Source organism: Clostridium sp. BSD2780061688st1 H5, from assembly GCF_005845155.1.
GTDB lineage: Bacteria > Bacillota > Clostridia > Lachnospirales > Lachnospiraceae > Claveliimonas > Claveliimonas intestinigallinarum.
Window position 1 is genome coordinate 20,921 of the sequence record NZ_SPGT01000020.1, and the last position, 18,438, is coordinate 39,358.

The 18,438-nt window shown below is 57.9% G+C and carries 13 protein-coding genes; 2 read left to right on the forward strand and 11 right to left on the reverse strand.

Annotated features, from left to right (window positions below):
- Positions 1-21: 21 nt before the first annotated feature.
- The 10 genes from FGQ86_RS12175 to FGQ86_RS12220 all read right to left on the reverse strand — a co-directional run bounded on the left by FGQ86_RS12175 (position 22) and on the right by FGQ86_RS12220 (position 14,002).
- Complete coding sequence (locus FGQ86_RS12175) at positions 22-2,154, reverse strand: ATP-dependent helicase (RefSeq protein ID WP_138304261.1); 2,133 nt, start codon at positions 2,152-2,154, stop codon at positions 22-24.
- Positions 2,138-4,822: a DEAD/DEAH box helicase gene (locus FGQ86_RS12180; RefSeq protein ID WP_138304264.1), complete on the reverse strand. Its 2,685-nt coding sequence runs from the start codon at positions 4,820-4,822 to the stop codon at positions 2,138-2,140. Before FGQ86_RS12180 ends, FGQ86_RS12175 begins: the two co-directional genes overlap by 17 nt.
- 336 nt (positions 4,823-5,158) lie before the next feature.
- Complete coding sequence (locus FGQ86_RS12185) at positions 5,159-5,962, reverse strand: MerR family transcriptional regulator (RefSeq protein ID WP_138304266.1); 804 nt, start codon at positions 5,960-5,962, stop codon at positions 5,159-5,161.
- A 110-nt stretch (positions 5,963-6,072) separates the two neighbouring features.
- Positions 6,073-6,675 (reverse strand): hypothetical protein, encoded by a 603-nt coding sequence (locus FGQ86_RS12190; protein ID WP_138304267.1) that lies wholly within the window; start codon positions 6,673-6,675, stop codon positions 6,073-6,075.
- A gap of 84 nt (positions 6,676-6,759) precedes the next feature.
- Complete coding sequence (locus tag FGQ86_RS12195; RefSeq protein WP_138304269.1) at positions 6,760-9,315, reverse strand: ABC transporter permease; 2,556 nt, start codon at positions 9,313-9,315, stop codon at positions 6,760-6,762.
- The gene (locus FGQ86_RS12200; protein WP_138304271.1) at positions 9,305-9,997 is read right to left on the reverse strand and encodes an ABC transporter ATP-binding protein; all 693 of its coding nucleotides are present in this window, start codon (positions 9,995-9,997) and stop codon (positions 9,305-9,307) included. Before FGQ86_RS12200 ends, FGQ86_RS12195 begins: the two co-directional genes overlap by 11 nt.
- 121 nt (positions 9,998-10,118) lie before the next feature.
- Positions 10,119-11,027: a HAMP domain-containing sensor histidine kinase gene (locus FGQ86_RS12205; protein WP_138304335.1), complete on the reverse strand. Its 909-nt coding sequence runs from the start codon at positions 11,025-11,027 to the stop codon at positions 10,119-10,121.
- Positions 11,024-11,758 carry a response regulator transcription factor gene (locus tag FGQ86_RS12210; RefSeq protein WP_347562514.1) on the reverse strand — a complete coding sequence of 245 codons (735 nt, stop codon included), beginning with the start codon at positions 11,756-11,758 and terminating at the stop codon, positions 11,024-11,026. The genes FGQ86_RS12205 and FGQ86_RS12210 overlap by 4 nt, the downstream gene beginning before the upstream one ends.
- Positions 11,748-12,854, reverse strand: a complete 1,107-nt coding sequence (locus FGQ86_RS12215) for a DUF362 domain-containing protein (RefSeq protein ID WP_138304274.1) — start codon at positions 12,852-12,854, stop codon at positions 11,748-11,750. Before FGQ86_RS12215 ends, FGQ86_RS12210 begins: the two co-directional genes overlap by 11 nt.
- 29 nt (positions 12,855-12,883) lie before the next feature.
- Positions 12,884-14,002, reverse strand: coding sequence for a 4-hydroxybutyrate dehydrogenase (locus tag FGQ86_RS12220; RefSeq protein WP_138304277.1), 1,119 nt, complete (start codon positions 14,000-14,002; stop codon positions 12,884-12,886).
- Between the two features lie 157 nt (positions 14,003-14,159).
- Here FGQ86_RS12220 and FGQ86_RS12225 point away from each other — a divergent pair, with 157 nt between their 5' ends.
- The gene (locus FGQ86_RS12225; protein WP_138304280.1) at positions 14,160-14,918 is read left to right on the forward strand and encodes a glucose 1-dehydrogenase; all 759 of its coding nucleotides are present in this window, start codon (positions 14,160-14,162) and stop codon (positions 14,916-14,918) included.
- Here FGQ86_RS12225 and FGQ86_RS12230 read toward each other — a convergent pair.
- Entirely contained in the window at positions 14,915-15,949 is a 1,035-nt protein-coding gene (locus FGQ86_RS12230) for an aminotransferase class I/II-fold pyridoxal phosphate-dependent enzyme (protein ID WP_138304283.1), read from the reverse strand. The genes FGQ86_RS12225 and FGQ86_RS12230 overlap by 4 nt on opposite strands.
- Positions 15,950-16,122: 173 nt before the next feature.
- Between FGQ86_RS12230 and FGQ86_RS12235 the strand changes: the two genes are divergently transcribed.
- On the forward strand, positions 16,123-18,420 hold the full coding sequence (locus FGQ86_RS12235; protein ID WP_138304286.1) for a glycoside hydrolase family 3 C-terminal domain-containing protein: 2,298 nt from the start codon (positions 16,123-16,125) through the stop codon (positions 18,418-18,420).
- The last annotated feature ends 18 nt before the right edge of the window (positions 18,421-18,438 follow it).

Consider the following 18,438-nt stretch of genomic DNA (forward strand, 5'->3'; position numbering starts at 1 on the left):
CACAGCTGTATCAACAGCCTTTCACCCTATCTCTTCCACTTCCCCCAAAGCCTTCAGGAACTTCTTGCGCCCGTAGCCCTCAAACTCCACCTCGACCATCATCTCATCCTCCCCCACAATGGTTCCTTCTCCATACTTCCGATGTCGGGCTCTGCGGACCTCTTCCTCCGCCGGATGTGCATCTTCCACACAGGACTCCATCGGTCTGGAGCCAGGATTAAGGTCTGTCTTCCGCTCTGCGCGGCTTTTCCGCATCTGCGCCGCCACCTCTCTTCGGAGCTCCTGCAGATTAGCTTTCTTTTCCTTCTGACTCCGAGCCTCGCTCCAGTCCAGTAGATGCTCCGGGATCATCCGCAAATAGGAGCTGTATCCCTCCAGCACTCCTGGCTCTCCGGGATTTGTGTAGTAGGACAGCTCCAGATGGTTCCTGGCTCTTGTAATGCCCACAAAGAAGAGCCGCCTCTCCTCTTCCTCCTGCTCATAGCTCTGACACCGCAGAGGGATCAGCCCCGGGTTCACGCCAATCAGAAACACTGTGTCAAACTCCAGCCCTTTGGAGGCGTGGAGCGTCATCAGCCGGACGCCATCGTCCTCCTGCTCGCTCCCCTTCAGGAACTCCAGTCCATAGAGCATGGAGCTGTCCAGGAAACGGCGCAGGTTTTCCAGAAAGGAGCCGTCCTGCTCCCGGCAGAACCGGCACAGATGCTCCAGCAGCTTCTCGGCTTCCTTGGCATCCTTTTCATAGTCAGCCGAGGTGGGGTGCAGTCGGGTACAAAGGTCAAAGTAATCGAACAGCCACCGGGCTGAAATTCCATCCTTATCTTTATCCTTTTCCACCGCTGCCTCCTGGAACCCGGTCATTCTGTCAAGGAGAGGCAGGGCGCCTCCCTCTCCCTTTTCCAGGATGGAGGCTGCTCTCTTCGGAGTGGCTTTCTCTCCATATTTCCGGTTCGTCAGCACCTGCAGTCCCGTCTGGCGGTCAGCGGGATTGACAGAGAATTTAAGGATCTTCACCAGGTAGTCCAGCACTGGCACATCCCCCAGTGTCTTTTTCAGTGAGAGACTGCAGGGGATACCTGCCTTCTGAAAGACCTTCTCCAGAACCTCCGACTGTCGCTGCAGCCGGTAAAAGACAGCTATCTCTCCGTAGGCCAGCCCGTCCCTGTGGAGACTCTCTATCCGGTCAGCCAGATATTCCGCCTCCTGGAATGGATCGTAGTGGTTGCGGACCGTGATCTTTTCACCCCCGCCCCGGCTTCCCTCAATCTTCCCTCCGAACTGGAGAAAACGGTTCGCCGCCTCCAGGATCGAGGCGTTGGATCGGTAATTCACAGGGAGGGAGAGCTCCTTTGCCTGGAATCTGTGCTTGAGAAGAAAAAACATATTTTCCGTTGTCCCCCGCCAGCTGTAGATCACCTGGTTGGGGTCGCCCACGGCAAAGAGCCGGGACCGGCGCTCTCCGGCGATGTCTGTCCCCAGCGCCTCCAGAAAATCCATCTGGAGGGAGTCGCTGTCCTGCACCTCGTCCACAATGATCCACTCCGGGCACCTGTTCTCTTTATTCAGAAGGGCTGTGCTCACCCGGATCAGGTCGGAAAAGGTCATCTTGTTCTGTCTTTTCTTTCCCTCCTCCAGCAGAGGGAACAGCAGAAAAAGCTCGTCCTTATACCTGGGATTTCTTCCCTTCAGCCAGGAAGCGTACTCCTGCTCCAGACGCTTTTTCAGTCTGTTTTTATACTTGATCTTCAAGCCCCGCTCCGCCGCGATGGCCAGGGCAAGCTCCGCCTCCTCATCCGGATCCATCACCGAGAACTCCCTGGTCCACCCCGCCTCCTCTGTGGGAAGGCAGTTTTTCAGCAGATACAGCGCCACACTGTGAAACGTCCCAAAGCAGGCTGTCGCTTCTTTTGTGACAGAGGGCTCCCGCTGGGCAAGCCGCTGCAGGATCTCATCTGCGGCTTTGTTGGTAAAGGTCAGCACCACCATGTCCTTAAGGGGCACCTGCTTCTCAAAGTGCAGGTGGAGGATCTTCTCAATGAGCACCGTAGTCTTCCCGCTCCCCACATTGGCGTTGACCACACAGGCGGGACTCTCATCCAACACCGCCTCCATCTGATAGGTATTCAGCCGATATGTGTTATGAAAGTCTGTCATCGTATCTGCGCCTCAGCTTTCCCTTTGTCTTTTCCACCCGCTCTGCGTCCTCCTCCACCCGGAAGCGCACCTGCATGTCCGCCGGACAGACCGCATAGTATCGCAGGGTATTCTCCAGGCCCCGCCGGTTGTCCGGATCCTCCAGCCAGGTCTCGTAAAAGCGGCTTCCAAGAGTCAGAGTCAGGCAGTGCCCCTCCACCTCCACTTTCCGGATCATTCCCAGGAAGGCGCCTCCGCTCTCCCCGCTTCTTACTACCCGGTCACAGAAAGCAGGCCACTGATCCGCCAGCCTGAAAAAGGAAAATTCCTTCTCTATAGCAGGCACCTCCGCCTCCATCTGTTTGCCGTGAAAGGCCGGGGGCTCTGTCTGTTCTCTCAGGTTTTCCAGGCCCCACAGGACCATCTTTTTATTCAGGCTATAATCCCCCACACAGGCGGGGCAGCCGTCCTCGCAGGCGCATCCTCCTACCATCCGGATAGCCGCGTCCACGATCTGGGGGATCAGGTCATAGATCTTCTCGGAATAGCCCAGCCCGCCCTCATATTTGTCGTAAATAAAGAGAGAGACCTCCTCTTCCCTGCTGCCGTTTGGGATAAGTGCGTTGTTGGAGACGATAACATCTATATCGTCCCGCTCTGTCATGGTCACCATCATAGCTGCATTTTTAATAGCGTAAGCCAGTCCTTCGAAGTGGTTATTCAGCGCCAGCTCTCCCGTCCTGGTGGGGGCCAGAAGGCTCCGGTAGGTCTGAACCACATTTTCCGGAATCCTGATCCAGGTGCTCTCCGTGTCATAGTCCTTCTGCAGGGGAACGGTCAGAGAGACATAGCCCAGGTTCTGATGGTTGTGGAACTGGAGCTTTTTGTACATGGAGATTACCTCGTTCACATTGATGTCCCCGAAGCAGATATGGCTCCGCTCAAACTCCTCCTGCTGGAACACCTGAAGGATTCTGGTCTCCTGGGTTCCCGAAGGCACAGTGTAGTAGTTGCCCTCAAAGGGCACTGCCTCCGCGGTCCGGCGTACAAGATCCAGCTTCAGCACCTCGTAGAGCTCCCCATCGTGCATGTAGACCGCCCCCGGGTGAAGCTCATGGTAGGCCTGGGACTCATCCATCTCTGTGATCTCCCGCATGTCCCCATCTTCCCCTGACCGGAGGAGCAGCTTGTACCTTGTCTTGTCCATGTTTCTCAGACTGTAATCTCCTGCCGGGAAGGCAGGGCCTGACCAGGCAAATCTCCCCGCCAGTGTCCTCACTTCCTCTGCTCCAAGGAGCACCGGGATCACCTCCCCCAGATCCGGAAAAAGAGCCGCGTCGTCCAGCGACAGGGGGAGCTCCGCCGCTGCCGCCCGTATGTGGGAGAGCTGGATCAGCAGGTTGTCCGGATCCACAATGGCATTTTCGCTGCCGCCGGCAAAGAGCCAGTCCGGGTCGATGGCAATATACTGATCAAAGGGCTGATTTTCCAGGATCAGATAGTTGACGCACTTCTCCCCGTTTCTCCCGGCCCGCCCGGTCTGCTGCCAGAAGGAGGCTCTCGTCCCCGGGTAGCCCACGATCACCGTGGAGTCCAGCTTCCCGATGTCGATCCCCAGCTCCAGAGCGTTGGTGGACACGAGGCCCAACAGCTCACCGGCAGCCATCTTCCCCTCGATCTTTCGCCTCTCCTGTGGGGTGTAGCCCCCTCTGTATCCGGCGATCCGGGAGCTGTCCGCCCTGGACAGAAATCCAGCTCCGTCCAGCCTGTCCCTGGCCTCCTTTAAAATGACCTCCACATTTCTCCGGCTCTTCCCAAAGGCGATGAAATGGTGCTCCTCCTTGGCAAGCCGCGGGATCAGCTCCGCCGCCACAGAAGAGGCGGAGTACCGGCCGTAGGCCTTGTCATTTCTGCCCTTGATCACGGGCGGCTGCAGGATCCGGTACTCCTTCTCCGGCGCCGGAGATCCGTCCCTCTCGATCAGCCCAAAGGGTGCCCCGCATATCTTCTCCGCCAGCTCCACCGGATTGGCGATCGTGGCCGAGCTGCAGAGGAACTGAGGAGCAGACCGGTAGTACCCGCAAACTCTCTTCATCCTCCGGAAAATATTGGCAAGGTGGGCCCCAAAGGCGCCCCGGTAGCTGTGGAGCTCATCGATCACCACATATCTCAGATTGGCAAAGATAAAGTCAAACCCATATTTGCTGTGATTGGGAAGGAAGGCAGCGTTCAGCATCTCCGGGTTGGTGAGGATAATGTTCGCCTCCTTCCGGATCCTGCTCCTCTCAGCGGGCAGAGTATCCCCGTCGTACACCCCCGCCGAGACGCGGCCCTCCCCGAAATACTCCAGCACCGGCTGCAGCGCCCGGTACTGGTCGCTGGCCAGGGCCTTTGTAGGGTAGACAAAAACAGCCCTCGTCAGAGGGTGGGTAAGGACAGCCTGCAGCACAGGAAGCAGAAAACTCAGCGTCTTGCCGCTGGCCGTGGATGTGGTGATCACAACATTTTCCCCTCCGGCCGCCCTCTCAAACATCTCCGCCTGGTGGGTGTAGAGCCTGGAAATCCCCTGCTTTTCCAGATAGGCCCTTATCTCCGGCAGGAGATCTCTTGGAAAGTCCGCATACTCTCCTGTCCGCGCCGGAACAGTCTTTGTGTAAATTGTCAGATCTTCGATTGTCTGCTCTCGCATCGCAGTCTCCCTCCTCGCCGTATTTTCGAACATGTGTTTGTTCAAGTATCATAACACATTGTAGTCCCAGATACAATCCTCAATATCTCTTTTTTATCTCGCTGCTGATTCTATACCGCTCCCGGAATTCTTTCATATCTGCCTCATTCCGTATGAGACAGATATCTGTAAATCTTCCGGTAGCAGCTTCCTGAAATCCTGTCCTTTCCATCATACCATTTTTTTCTGAATAAGAAAATCTCACTTTCTGTCATCCATCCACAGTATAACAGAAAGTGAGTCTCATAATGTTCTTATAAACCTGATCCAACTGCCTCGCCGGAGCTATTTGTTTTCTTATTTCCCCCTCACCGGGAAATACACCTCCGTCTCCCAGTCCTCCGGGGAAAGGGTGTCGAACTGTGTCCTGATATAGAGCTCAAAAGGCTCCCCCGCCATCTCATAGCCATTCTCAATGATCCAGGAGACCACTGCGCCGTAGGCCTCCGAGAGGGTGGAGTAGCTGCCTCTGTGGAGCGTCATGGCGCACAGGCAGGGCTCCATCACCTCATCCGCCTTGTCCTTCTCCTTGATCCCGATAAAGAGCTCAATGTCCGAGGACTCCCGGTCAAACTCCTTATCGTAATACCTGGCCCCATTCATTCCGGTGGGGGTCACCCGCTCCTTTGGCACCCGCTCAAAGAGGGGGCTGTAGTACTTTCCGAATTCATCCACGCCCATCATGGCCCGGTTTGTCAGCACATTCATGGCCGGCGAATTCTTTACTTCAACCTTGTAGCCTTTCTGGTATGTCATCATGTCACCTGTCCTTTCAAATACAGAAATATGTGTCTGGAGCTCGTTCAGGATGAGGGCCCTCTCCTGCTGCTCCCACTTGATCTTTTCTTTCTGCTGCCGCAGCATGGTCAAAATCTCTCTGTCCTCTGAAAGGGTGAGCAGCTTCTGTATCTCCTCCAGCGAAAATCCGTAGCGCTTCAGGCGCTGGATGTAATTCATGACGTCAATCTGCTCCGGCTCGTAGTAGCGGTACCCTGTCAGGACGTCCACCCTGGCAGGCGCCAGGAGCCCGATCCTGTCATAGTGGTGCAGCGTCTTGACGCTCACCTGGCATATTCTTGAAAATTCACCAATCTGAAGCATGTTCCTCTTCCCCTTTCTGCAGTCTGTGATCCGGATCTGATAACAGTGTAGGCCCTGCCCTAGGAGGAGGGTCAACCCCTTTTTGAGAATTTTCTTTTATTTTTAACAGATCACATCACGGCTCCCCGAAGCCGCCTCTCAAAGGCAGCCACCAGCTCCCCCTCGTTCTCGTATCCGCTCACCAGCAGGTAGCTCCTCTTCCCCTGCTTTTTATTGGGGTATTCCACCAGGCATCTCACACGCAGGCCGTCTCCCGCAGGCCGCATCCTCTCCACAGATAAGATCTGGGTCTCCACGCCTGTAAGGCTGGGTCTCTGGCGCAGATACCGCTCCAGGATGTGATCTTTCTTCATATTGGTCTTTGCCTTCTGCATCTGAAAGAGCATCTGGATAAACCCGGGCAGGCCTCTCTGATATCCCACAAATTTCCGGATATCCACCGCAAAGAGCCTTCCCTCATCGTCCTGGCAGAAGACCGTGCAGTACTGATGGACCTTCCTCCCGATCTGCCTTGCGAAAAACAGCGCCAGCGCCACTCCGATCAGGCAGGCTGCCATTGACACCTCCGCCACCGGCCAGTCCAATATCAGGGCCAGTACGACAATCCCGCAGGGCAGGGCGATGACGGCAGCCACCAGCCCCGCAAAAGCCAGCGTGATCTTTGCCGCAAAATGGTCCCTCTCCCCCGCCTGTTCTTCCATCCAAATCCTCATATTCCGTACTCCTTTCTCTCCTGCCCGGCCTTCTCTCCACGCCCCGGTCCGAGGCCCACAGCCTGCTCGACTCCACGTCCCTATTTACTCCACGGCCCGGATCCTCTCCACGATGCTTCCGCCCCGCATCAGGGCCCGGCCGCAGGCCAGGGGCACAAGCACACAGATAAAGACCGCAAAGACGACCATGCCGGCCACGGGCCAGAGAGGCACATAGAAATCTGCTCCCATATAGTTCATAGACTGATAAATTACGTAGGTGACCCCAAGTCCCAGGGTGCCCACGAGAAGGAGGGAGCCTGCCGCCACCAGAAGCCCTTCCATGACCAGCATCCGCCTCATCTGCCGGTCCGTCATGCCGATACTCTCCAGGGCCGCCAGCTCTCTCTTCCGGCTCTGGATATTGCCAATTACTGTATTGACGTAGTTGAGGATGCCGATGAAGGCCAGGACGGCCGCCACGCCGATGCCCACCTCTATCATATTCCCCTGGGCGCTCTTGACAGTTTCCGCCTCGCGGATCCTGGACGTATAGGAAAAGTCCTTTGAGTCCGGGCTCTCGTCCATGAGAGACAGAACTGCGCTCTCCGTCTCTTCGTCGTAGCTCTTCTTGTACTGCACCGCCGCCTTGGACACGTAGTACCGGTCTGTAAACTCCCGCACCGCCTGCTCACTCACAATGACCACGGGCGGGCAGCCCAGCATGGGGCCGGTAAAATAGCTCTCATCGGTCAGGCCTGCGATTTCAAAGCTGCAGGTGTTTCCAAGGGCCTCCTCGTTCAGGACAGCGTCCGCTTCCCCGGCAAGGCCCTCCACCGGGTATTCCCCACATGTCACCGTCTTTCCCATCACGTCCGCATCGGTGAGTTCCAGGCTGTTCCGGTACAGGACGCAGGTCTTGCCCGCCAGGAAATCCTCTCTGTCAATCTCCGCGTCCACAAAGTCCGTCAGATAATCAAGATCCGACTCCGTGATGCCCACCAGGAAGGAGCCGAAGTTTTCCGGGTGGTCCTTGTACTCCTGCAGGTCATCCTCATAGGGGATATACATCCACATGTCATAGAACTCCCGCATCCACGTATCCGCAAAATCCGGCTCCCAGGGCACCGTGATCTGGGCCGCCAGTACCGGGTTTACCCGGGCCACCCCTTCTGTGTCTGACAGCCGCTCCAGGAAGTCCCCGCCCAGGATGTCCTTCCACTGCCGGTTGTCCGCCCTGGCCATGGTCTCATTTTCAATCTCCATGTCCTGGTCCATGAAATTGGAGACGTAGGTCCGGGGGCCCTGGCTCTGTATCATGGTGACCAGGCACAGGAACACGGAAAAGCCGGCTGCCAGAGACAAAATGATGACCGCTGTCTTTCGTTTATCCTTTGTGAGCTGCTGCAGCGCCAGCCGCCACAGTAGGCCGCCCTTCCCGGTTTTTCGCACGCTCTTCCCGCCGTACACCGGCCGGTAGCCTGCCGCCTCGATAGGGGAGACACAGACCGCCAGCTTCACCGGCTTGCGGCTGCCGATCCAGACCGTAGCGCCGGTCAGGAGGATAGTCAGGAGGAAGACTGCCGGGTGGAAGCTGATCTCTATGGGCCCCGCCTCCTTCGCCCTCATCCCGAGAAACCGGACGATGGAGGGGATGAGGAAGAAGGACACCCCTGTCCCCAAAAGCAGCCCCGCCGCTATGCCGACACCGCCCACAAGGACGCTCTGGCGTCCCATCAGAGCGCGGATCTGCCGCCCTGTCATGCCGATAGTCTGGAGGAGTCCGTAGTACCGGACATTCCCTGCCACAGACAGATACAGGATGTTGTAAATCAGAAGACAGGCGCACAGGCAGGTGACAAGGGCGATGCCCGCAAGCCCCAGGACAATGGGGATGGAGTACCCCGCCTCCACAGAGAAGAAGATATTCTGCTGCTTCTCCAGGTCCATGCTGTCGATGAAGGCCGTCTGCTCCTCCTGGGTCCAGAAATTCCTGTGAAAGGTCATGAAATAGCGTCCGGAAGCCACCTCCGAGAGCTGGTAGCCGCACTGGTCATAGAAGGCCTTTGACACATAGAACTCGTTCTGCGACCCGTAGCCCTCCCAGATGCCGGAAATCCGAAACTCCCTCTCCATCTGATTGCCCTGCCCGTCCTGCCAGAGGGCCCGGAAGGTGTCGCCTATGCCCAGGCCCAGGTCCTCAAAGCCGCAGGTCTCAAGCGCGCTCTCCGTCAGCATGACCTCGTTTTCCTTCTGGGGGTAGGAACCCTTCACCTGGGTCCTGGCAGGCGCCATGATGTCATTCCAGTACACATCGTCCGCCCAGATGCAGCCCACATTGACGGTATTGTCGTAATCCGTGGAGAGGATGGAGCCGGCCACGGCGGCGATGCCGATTTTGTCGATGTCCGGGTTCTCCTTGCACTTCTCCTTCTGCTCCTCTGTCATGCCGTACATGACCGCATCGAAGTCCCCGCCTGCCAGGCGGATATTCTGGAGATGGTACATGTGGAACCAGGTGATGCCCACAGTGAAGACAGAAAAGAGCATAAAGGCTGACAGAGCCACAGCCAGACCCATGATGACGGTCCTGCGCCGGCTGCTTTTGAGAGACCGACCCGCCATCCGGCGGATGACCCCCTGATTGTTGTTAGCCAGCATAGGTATCACCTGCCTTCACGATCCGTCCGTCCTCGATGTGCACGATCCGGTCCGCCATCTGGGCGATGTCGCTGTCGTGGGTGATGAGGATGATGGTCTGCTGAAACTGCTTCGCCGCCACCTTCAAAAGCCCCATCACATCGTGGCTCGTGGCCGTGTCCAGATTGCCGGTGGGCTCATCCGCCAGGATGATGGCGGGCTTACTGGCAATGGCCCGGGCAATGGCCACCCGCTGCTGCTGTCCCCCGGACAGGGTGCCGGGCAGGGCCTCCCGCTTTTCCTCCAGGGCCAGAAGGGACAGAAGCTCGTCCACAAATGCCCGGTCGACCCTGCGCCCGTCCAGCTCAATGGGGAGGACAATATTCTCATATACGTTCAGGTCCGGCACCAGGTTGTAGCTCTGGAAGACAAAACCCACCTTCCTGCGCCGGAAGATGGCAAGCTGCTCCCGGCTCATGCCCGCAAGCCTCCTTCCGTCCACATACACCTCCCCGGAGGTGGGCTCATCCAGCCCTCCGAGCATGTGCAGAAGGGTGCTCTTGCCGCTGCCGGATTTCCCGATGATGGCCACAAACTCCCGCTCCGCCGCGGCAAAGTCCACCCCGTCCAGAGCCTTCACCGTGTTCTTGCCAAGCTGATAGTATTTTTTTAGATTTTTCGTCTTTACGATCCAGTTTTCCACTTTTTACGCCTCCTTTTCTCGTCCGGTCACATATTCCTTGGACCATGGCTTTATTGTAAAGCGCAAAAGTCACAAACCAGTCTCAAATCCGAATCATCACAAAACTGTGACATTTCCTCTTCTATAGTGGAAGATAAATGGTAAAGTCCGCGCCTTTCCCGGGGCAGGAACGTACCTCCACATATCCGCCCTGAAGCTCTGTAATCCTCCTCGTTAAGTACAGACCGATGCCGATCCCCTCCACATCGTGAACCTCCGGCTCCCGGTAGAATCTTGTAAAAATTTCCGCCTGCCTCTCCAGAGGGATTCCCTTTCCTGTGTCCTTCACGTGGATTTCCGCAAAGATTTCCCCCTTCCTGACAGACAGCCCTATCCGGCCTCCCCGCCCGGTGTACTTCACCGCGTTGTCCAGAAGGTTGAACACCGCCTCTTCTGTCCACCTGGGGTCGTGGGATAAGAGAAGGGGCCCCTCTGCCTCCGCCCGGATCCCGATATCCTTTGCGGCAGCGGCGGCCACCACGGCGGAGATGGCCCGCTTCAGCGTCTCCGCCAGGTCGCAGTCCCTCTTTTCTATCTGGATGACCCCCGTCTCCAGCCGGGACATTTTCACCAGGCTGCGAAAGAGGAAGTCCAGCTTGTCCGTCTGGTGCTCCAGCCTGTCCAGAAAAATTCCTGTCTCCTCCGGAAGCTCCTCCCGCCTGAGGATCTCCAGGCAGAGCTTCTGGTTGGCGATGGGCGTCCTTGTCTGGTGGGAAATGTCTGAGATGAGCTCCTTCATCTGCTCCTTGGCCTCCAGGCTCTCCTGCTCTCTTCTTACCTGGATATGCTGGATGCGGGCCAGCTTCTCACCCACCTTCCCGGACAGGGTGTCCCTGGTCGCCTGGTCATTTTTCAGAGGCTCCCCCGCAAGGAGGGCGTCCAGGTCCTCCTCCAGTTCCTCGGTAAATGCATATATATCCTTTTTCTGCCGCTCCATCCTCCAGATGGAAATCCCCGCCAGGAGAAGGGCCGCGGCTGTGATCACCTTCATCCAATCCACTGATATCCCATCCCGTACACATTTGAAATATATTTGTGTTCCTCGTCCTCTATCTTGCCCCGGAGGCGGCCGATATTGACCGTCAGGGCGTGCCGGTCCACGATCTGGCTGCCGCCCTCCCAGAGCCGGTCCAGCAGCACGTCGTAGGTGAGGAGCTGCCCCTTATGGGAGAGGAATTCCTTAAGGAGCCTAAATTCCGTGGGCGTCACCGGGCAGGGCCGGCCCTTCACCTCCGCCTTTGCCCCCAAAAGGTCCAGGCGCAGATGCCCATCGTCAAAGATCTGCCCCGCGTCCTCCTTCCCCCTCCTGAGGATCACATCGATTTTCTTCAGCAGCACCTTCATGGAAAAGGGCTTGGTCACATAGTCCTGGGCTCCCAGCTCATAGCCCTTCAGCATGTCCTCCTCCATATCCCGGGCCGTGAGGAAGAGGACCGGGGTTCTGCTCCGGCCTCCCCCGCTCTTTGCCAGATACCGGCAGAAGTCAAACCCCTCCCCGTCCGGCAGGTTCACGTCCAGGAGGGCCAGATCCGCCCCCTCTTTCCCGTATAGCCTTTCGGCCTCTGAAAGCGAACGGGCCACAAGTGGGATAAAGCCCTCCTTCTCCAGCATCCAGGCAATCCCCTCCGACAGCTCCCGGTCATCCTCCACAACCAGGATCCTTCCGCCCGGCAGCTTCCCCGGTTTCATGTCTGGCCTTTTGTCCGGCATCTTATCTCTCATCCTTCCACTCCCTCTTTAAAAATTCCGCAATGTCCACCGCCTTGGGCGGGCAGCCTGCCAGCGATTTCCGGAAGCACCGGGTGCAGCTTCCCACGCCCAGCTCTCCCTCCTGTCCCCGGAAGCCCTGGCCGATGGCAATGCTCTCTCTTTCCTTGCCCTTGAGGTACCCGGCCTCGTCCAGCCGGTCCAGGGCGTAGATGAGGGAGCCGTAGCAGGCTGAGCAGGCGTCCTCCTGGCGCACGTACCGGGCCAGCTGCCCCACTCTCCCCCGGGGCGCAGCCTTCTTCTCCCGCTTTCCCTCCGGGCGGACAAAGTGGAGACTGGCCCCCGCCGTATCCGTGCTCCCCACGCCCAGCTCTTCCGCCAGCCGGATGTACTCGATGTCCCCGGGGCGGTAGCCCAGGGTCTCCGCCGCAAAGCTGTCGCAGAGCACCGGATCCTTGAAGGCCAGCACCCGGTCCATGGGCACCGGGTTGCCCCCGTCCTCAAAGTCCAGATCCCCGCAGATATTGTCGGCCAGGATAAAATCCTGCCGGAGAGCTGCCCCCAGATGGGCGATGGGCCTGTGGAGCCCCATTCTGTGAAATCTGCGCTTCTCACTGTCCGGGATAAGCCCCTTGTAGTTCTTCAGGGCGCAGGTCACCGTAGTCTGACAGTGCCCCTTCACCACCGGCATATTGATAAGGTAGTCCATCTCCAGGGCCCGGGCGCAGACCTGCAGCTCCATGCCGGCTCCGTCCACAGCGACGGCCCGGTCCTTCTTTGTATCATGGAACGGAACGCCCTGCTCCCGGCACACATCCAGAAGCCCGCTTTTTCTCACCGCGCGGCCTGTGTCCTCCCCCACCCAGGAGCTCTCCAGCACTGTCAGATTTTCAAAGCCCTTCTCCCTCAGATAGGAAAGGAGGGCCCCCAGCACCTCCGGGTGGGTGGTGGCCCCGCTGGAGGCAGGCTTGGCCACCGCCAGGTTGGGCTTGATGCCGACGCGCTTTTTCCTGTCCCCGATATCTGACGCCAGGTCGCAGGCCTCCAAAAGCTCCCTGGTCATCTCACAGTAATCCTTTCCCTGTGTGATATAAATGTCTGTTCTCTCCATACCCTGTCACTCCCATCCGGCGCTTCTGATCAGTACAGCTTCCGGTAGATCTCTTCCATATCGTCCGCCGTAAATTTCACATAGCTCTGGTTTAAAAGCCTCTGCTGTGTCTCCTCCACGCTCTTGGCAAAGGTCCGGATTTCTTCCTCCTTCATGCCATATGCGCGAAGGGGCTTCCTCTGGATCAGGCCGCCCAGAAGCTCCTCCATCTCCCGGTAGACACCTCCTGGCTCGCATCCCAGGATACCCGCCAGGAACTCGTTGAGCCCGCCTATGCCGCCCTCCGGAGCCTTCTCCAGATAGGTCTGGAACACAGCCGTGAGGAACTGGTAGTTGGCCTCCCCGTGAGTCACATGGTACACCCCGCTCAAGGGATAGGACATGGCGTGGACAGCGCCGGTCCCCGCATTGGCAAAGGAGATGCCTGCCAGGTTACTGGCCACAAGGAAATCCTTGAACAGACTCTCCCGGCAGTCCGGCCCCTCCGCCGCCAGCCTCTGAAAGCCCTTAAGCAGCATCTCCATAGCCTCCTTCGCAAACATCCTTGTGTAGAGATTGCTCTTGGGGGACACGTAAGACTCTATGGCGTGGATCAGGGCGTCGATGGCGCTGGTGACAAAGAAGTGCCAGGGCAGCTCCTTTAAAAGCTCCGGGATCAGGACCGCGTGATCCGGGTAAATCTCATCACAGGCCAGTCCCAGCTTTGTGTGCAGCTCTGTCATCTCCGCAATAGACACACTGGACACCTCCGAGCCGGCGCCGCAGGTGGTGGGCACGGCTACCAGGGAGCGCACCTTTTTAAGCTCCGTCCTTCTCTGGTAAATGTCCGCCGCCGAAGCCTCCCCCTCCAGCACCAGTATCTTGGCCATGTCGATGACCGCACCCCCTCCGATGGCAATGATCCTGCCGCAGTCTGTCTTCCGAAAGTCCGCAAGGAGGGCGTCCACCATCAGATCGGTGGGCTCCCCCTGGCCGTACTGACTCTTGTAGCGGATCTGCGCCCCTGTCTTCTCCAGACCCGCAAAATGAGCTTCAAACACGGATTTCCCGGCCAGGACAAAGTCTCCCTCCCCGATCCGGAAATCACTCACAAACTCCTGCGCGTCGCTGTACTGATGCACCACCGGCTTCTCCTGAAATAGTTTCATATCCTTTATCCTCCTGTCAAAAATCAGCTTTTGCACTATTGTATCATATCTGTCCGCCTTTTCGTTAAAATCCATGCAGAAACAACTGGAAAGATCCATAGACTTTTTCTCAGAAAGGGAGTAGTATGAAAATAGTAAGAAAAAAGGAGGGATTTCCATGAAATTAAAAGACAAATCCATCGTGGTGACCGGCGCTTCCTCTGGTATGGGGAAAGCCATTGTAGAGCTCTTTGCGCAGGAAGGAGGAAATGTGGTGGCCGTGGCCAGAAGAAAAGAGCGTCTGGACGCCCTGGCAGAGGAGCTGAAGGACGCCCCCGGCAAAGTCGTACCCTTCCCTGCTGACGTGACCCTGAAGGAGAACAATGAGGCCATGATCGACAAGGCTGTTGAGGAGTTCGGAAAGCTGGACGTGCTCATCAACAACGCCGGCGTCATGGACGACATGAGCCCCATGGGAGAGGTGACCGATGAGAAATATGAGAAGGTCATGAAGGTCAACGTGTACGGGCCCATGTGCGCCATGAGAAAGGCTATCCAGGTATTCCAGGCACAGGGAAACGGCGGCGCCATCGTCAACGTCGTATCCGTGGGCGCCACCAGGGCCTGCGCGGGCGCGCTGTACTGCGCCTCCAAGGCCGCTCTTCTGTCTATGACCAAGAACACTGCCTTCATGTATTTCCCGGAGAACATCCGCTGCAACGGCATCGCCCCCGGCGGCATCACCACAGAGATTGCCGGCTCCATGGGCATGCCCAACCCCAACGGCTACGGGCGGGTGAAGAACATCCTCTCCTACGCGCCGCCCCAGGGGACGCCCGAGCAGATCGCTTCCGCCGCCCTCTTCCTTGCCAGCGATGACTCCAGCTATGTAAATGGCGACATCCTGACCGTGGACGGCGGCTGGATCTCCGGCTAAAGAGCCCTGATATCCTTCAGGAGGGCCTGTACGTCCGCTTCCTCTGTGCTCCAGCTCGTACAGAAGCGGACGCAGAAACGGCCGTCCTCCATCCGGAACTGATTTTCAAAAATATGATTTCTTCCCAGCAGCTCCTTCTGCTCTTCTGTCAGCAGGAGGAACTGCTGATTTGTGGGGCTGTCGATGTAGACTTCAATGCCCTTTTTTGCAAAGGCCCGGCGAATTTCCATGGCGTACCGATCCGCCCTCTCTGTAATCTCAAAGTAGGTGCCGTCCCTGAACAGGGTGTAAAACTGGAGCCCCAGCACCCAGCCCTTGGCCAGCAGGCCCCCGTTCTGTTTCATGTAGCTGCGGAAATGCCCCTTCAGCGCCTCGTTCACAATGACCACAGCCTCCCCCACCATGGCCCCGCACTTTGTGCCGCCAATGTAGAAAATATCCGCCGCGGCCGCAATGTCAGCCAGTGTCACGTCATTTTTCTCAGCGCCCAGTCCGTAGCCCATCCTGGCGCCGTCTACCATCAGGTACAGTCCGTACTTGCGGCAGACCCTGCTGATGTCCGAGAGCTCCCCCTTTGTGTAAATAGTCCCGTACTCGGAGGGGAAGGACAGAAATACCATTTTCGGCTGGGTCACATGCTCCTGGACATCACTTGACCGGTAGCCTTCCGCCTCCCTCTCCACAGCCTGGGCCGTGATCTTTCCATTCACCCCCGGTACCACGTGGATCTTGTGCCCTGTGCGCTCCACCGCCCCGGTCTCGTGGACCTGGATGTGTCCCGAATCCGCGCAGATGATCCCCTGGTAGGGGCGCAGCGCCGCGGCGATCATAGTGTAGTTCACCTGAGTGCCGCCCAGCATGAAGTGGACATCCGCATCCGCGCCTCCCAGGTGCTTCTTGATCTCACCGGCCGCCCGCTCACACCACTCGTCCAGGCCGTAGCCTGCGTAGCTCTCCTTGTTCGTGTCCATAAACGCCTGTAAAATGGCGGGATGCGCCCCGTGGTTGTAGTCATTGTTCCATCTGATCATTTTTTCTCTCCTTCTTCCTCGCTTTTGCGTCAATCTGTCCTCTATTTTATAGGATATCCTCCCTGCCCGCAATCCGCAAATTTTCATCTATCATTTCCCACATCTTTATGCTATCTTAGAAGAAAAAGCAGCGCCGGCGTCCGCCGGCATTTCAGAAAGGAATGGTACTTTATATGGGACACGATATCAGATCCATTGTCAGCCAGATGACTCTGGAGGAGAAGGCCGGCATGTGCTCCGGCAAGGATTTCTGGCACCTGAAGGGCGTAGAGCGCCTGGGCATCCCGGAGGTCATGGTGAGCGACGGCCCCCACGGCCTGCGCAAGCAGAACGAGAAGGCAGACCACCTGGGGGCAAACGAGAGCATCAAGGCCGTCTGCTTCCCCACAGCCTGCGCCACTGCCTGCTCCTTTGACCGGGAGCTCTTAAGAGAGCTGGGGGAGGCTCTGGGGGACGAGTGCCAGGCGGAGGATGTGTCGGTCATCCTGGGCCCCGCGGTCAACATCAAGCGCTCTCCCTTGTGCGGGCGCAATTTTGAATACTTTTCCGAGGATCCCTACCTGGCCTCCCAGATGGCAGCCGCCCACATCCAGGGCGTGCAGTCCAAAAATGTGGGCACCTCCATTAAGCACTTTGCGGCCAACAATCAGGAGCATCGGCGCCTGTCCTGTTCCTCAGAGATTGACGAGCGGACTCTCCGGGAAATCTACCTGGCCGCCTTTGAGGCAGCCATCAAGGAGGGAAAACCGGACACTGTCATGTGCTCCTACAACAAGATCAACGGCACCTTCGCCTCCGAAAACCACTGGCTTCTGACAGAGGTCCTGCGGGACGAGTGGGGCTTTGCGGGCTATGTCATGTCCGACTGGGGCGCTGTCAACGACAGAGTCAGGGGACTGGCCGCCGGACTGGATCTGGAGATGCCTGCCAGCGGCGGGCACACGGACGCGGAGATCGTGGCCGCTGTCAAGAATGGAACCCTGGACGAGGCTGTCCTGAACAGAGCTGTGGAGCGCATCCTTCGGATCATCTTTAAATTCGCGGACGGCCGCAGACCCGGTGACTTTGACATGGAGAAGCATAACCGCCTTGCGGAAAGGATTGCAACGGAGTCCATGGTCCTCCTGAAAAACGACGGCCTTCTCCCCCTTCCGAAGGAGGGAAAGAAGATCGCCTTCATTGGGAAATTTGCCGAGAAGCCCCGGTTCCAGGGCGGCGGCAGCTCCCACATCAACTCCTATAAGATTACGGGGGCTCTGGAGGCGGCCGGGCAGATACCGGAGATCACCTCCAAGATCACCTACGCCCAGGGCTACAATGTAGAGGAGGACAGAACCGATCCGGCTCTCCTCACCGAGGCGGTAAGGGTGGCAGAGGAGGCGGACATCGCGGTCATTTTCGCCGGCCTTCCGGACGCCTTTGAATCCGAGGGCTACGACCGGGCTCACATGGGGATGCCAAAGTGCCAGAACGAGCTCATTCAGGAAATCCTCCGGGTGCAGAAAAACACCGTCGTCGTCCTCCACAACGGCTCCCCCGTGGAGATGCCCTGGGCCGGCGATGTGAAGGCTATACTGGAGGCCTACCTCTGCGGCCAGGCGGTGGGGGCGGCCCAGGTGCGCCTCCTCTTCGGCCTTGCCAATCCCTGCGGGAAGCTGGCGGAGACGATCCCATTAAAGCTTCAGGACAATCCCTCCTACTTGAACTTCCCGGGAGACGGGCAGACAGTAGAGTACAAAGAAGGGGTGTTCGTGGGCTACCGGTACTATGACAAGAAGGAGATGGACGTGCGCTTCCCCTTCGGCCATGGACTCTCCTACACCTCCTTCCAGTACAGCGACCTTAAGCTCTCCCGGGATCAGCTCTCGGACAGCGACACGCTGGCCGTGTCCCTCAAGGTGAAAAACACAGGGGACATAGCCGGAAAGGAGATCGTACAGCTCTATGTCTCGGATCTGACAGGAGCGGCGGACCGGCCGGTGAAGGAGCTGAAGGGCTTCGCCAAGGTCTTCCTGGAGCCAGGGCAGGAGAAGACCGTGGAAATGGCACTGGACAAGCGCAGCTTCGCCTGGTACAACACCCGGATCCACGACTGGTATGCGGCGACCGGCGATTACCAGATCCTGGTGGGAGCCTCCTCAAGGGATATCCGCCTCCAAAAGACGGTTCGCTTTGTCACAGAGACAAGGCTTCCCTTCCACGTCCACAGAAACACCACCGTGGCCGAGCTCCTGGCAGACGAGCGCACCGCTCCTGTCATCCGTTCCATGATGGAGGATCTTGCGTCAGATATGATCGGAGGCGGGGACAACTCCTCAGAGGTCGCTTCCGAGGCCATTACCCCGGAAATGACGCTGAAGATGCTGGAGAACTCTCCCCTTCGCTCCTTCAAGAGCTTTTCCGGTCTGTCGGAGAATGAGCTGGCTTCACTTATACAGAAGCTCCAGGCAGCTGCTGACTCAGAAAGCTAGCTTTCGGAGCCGCTGGCC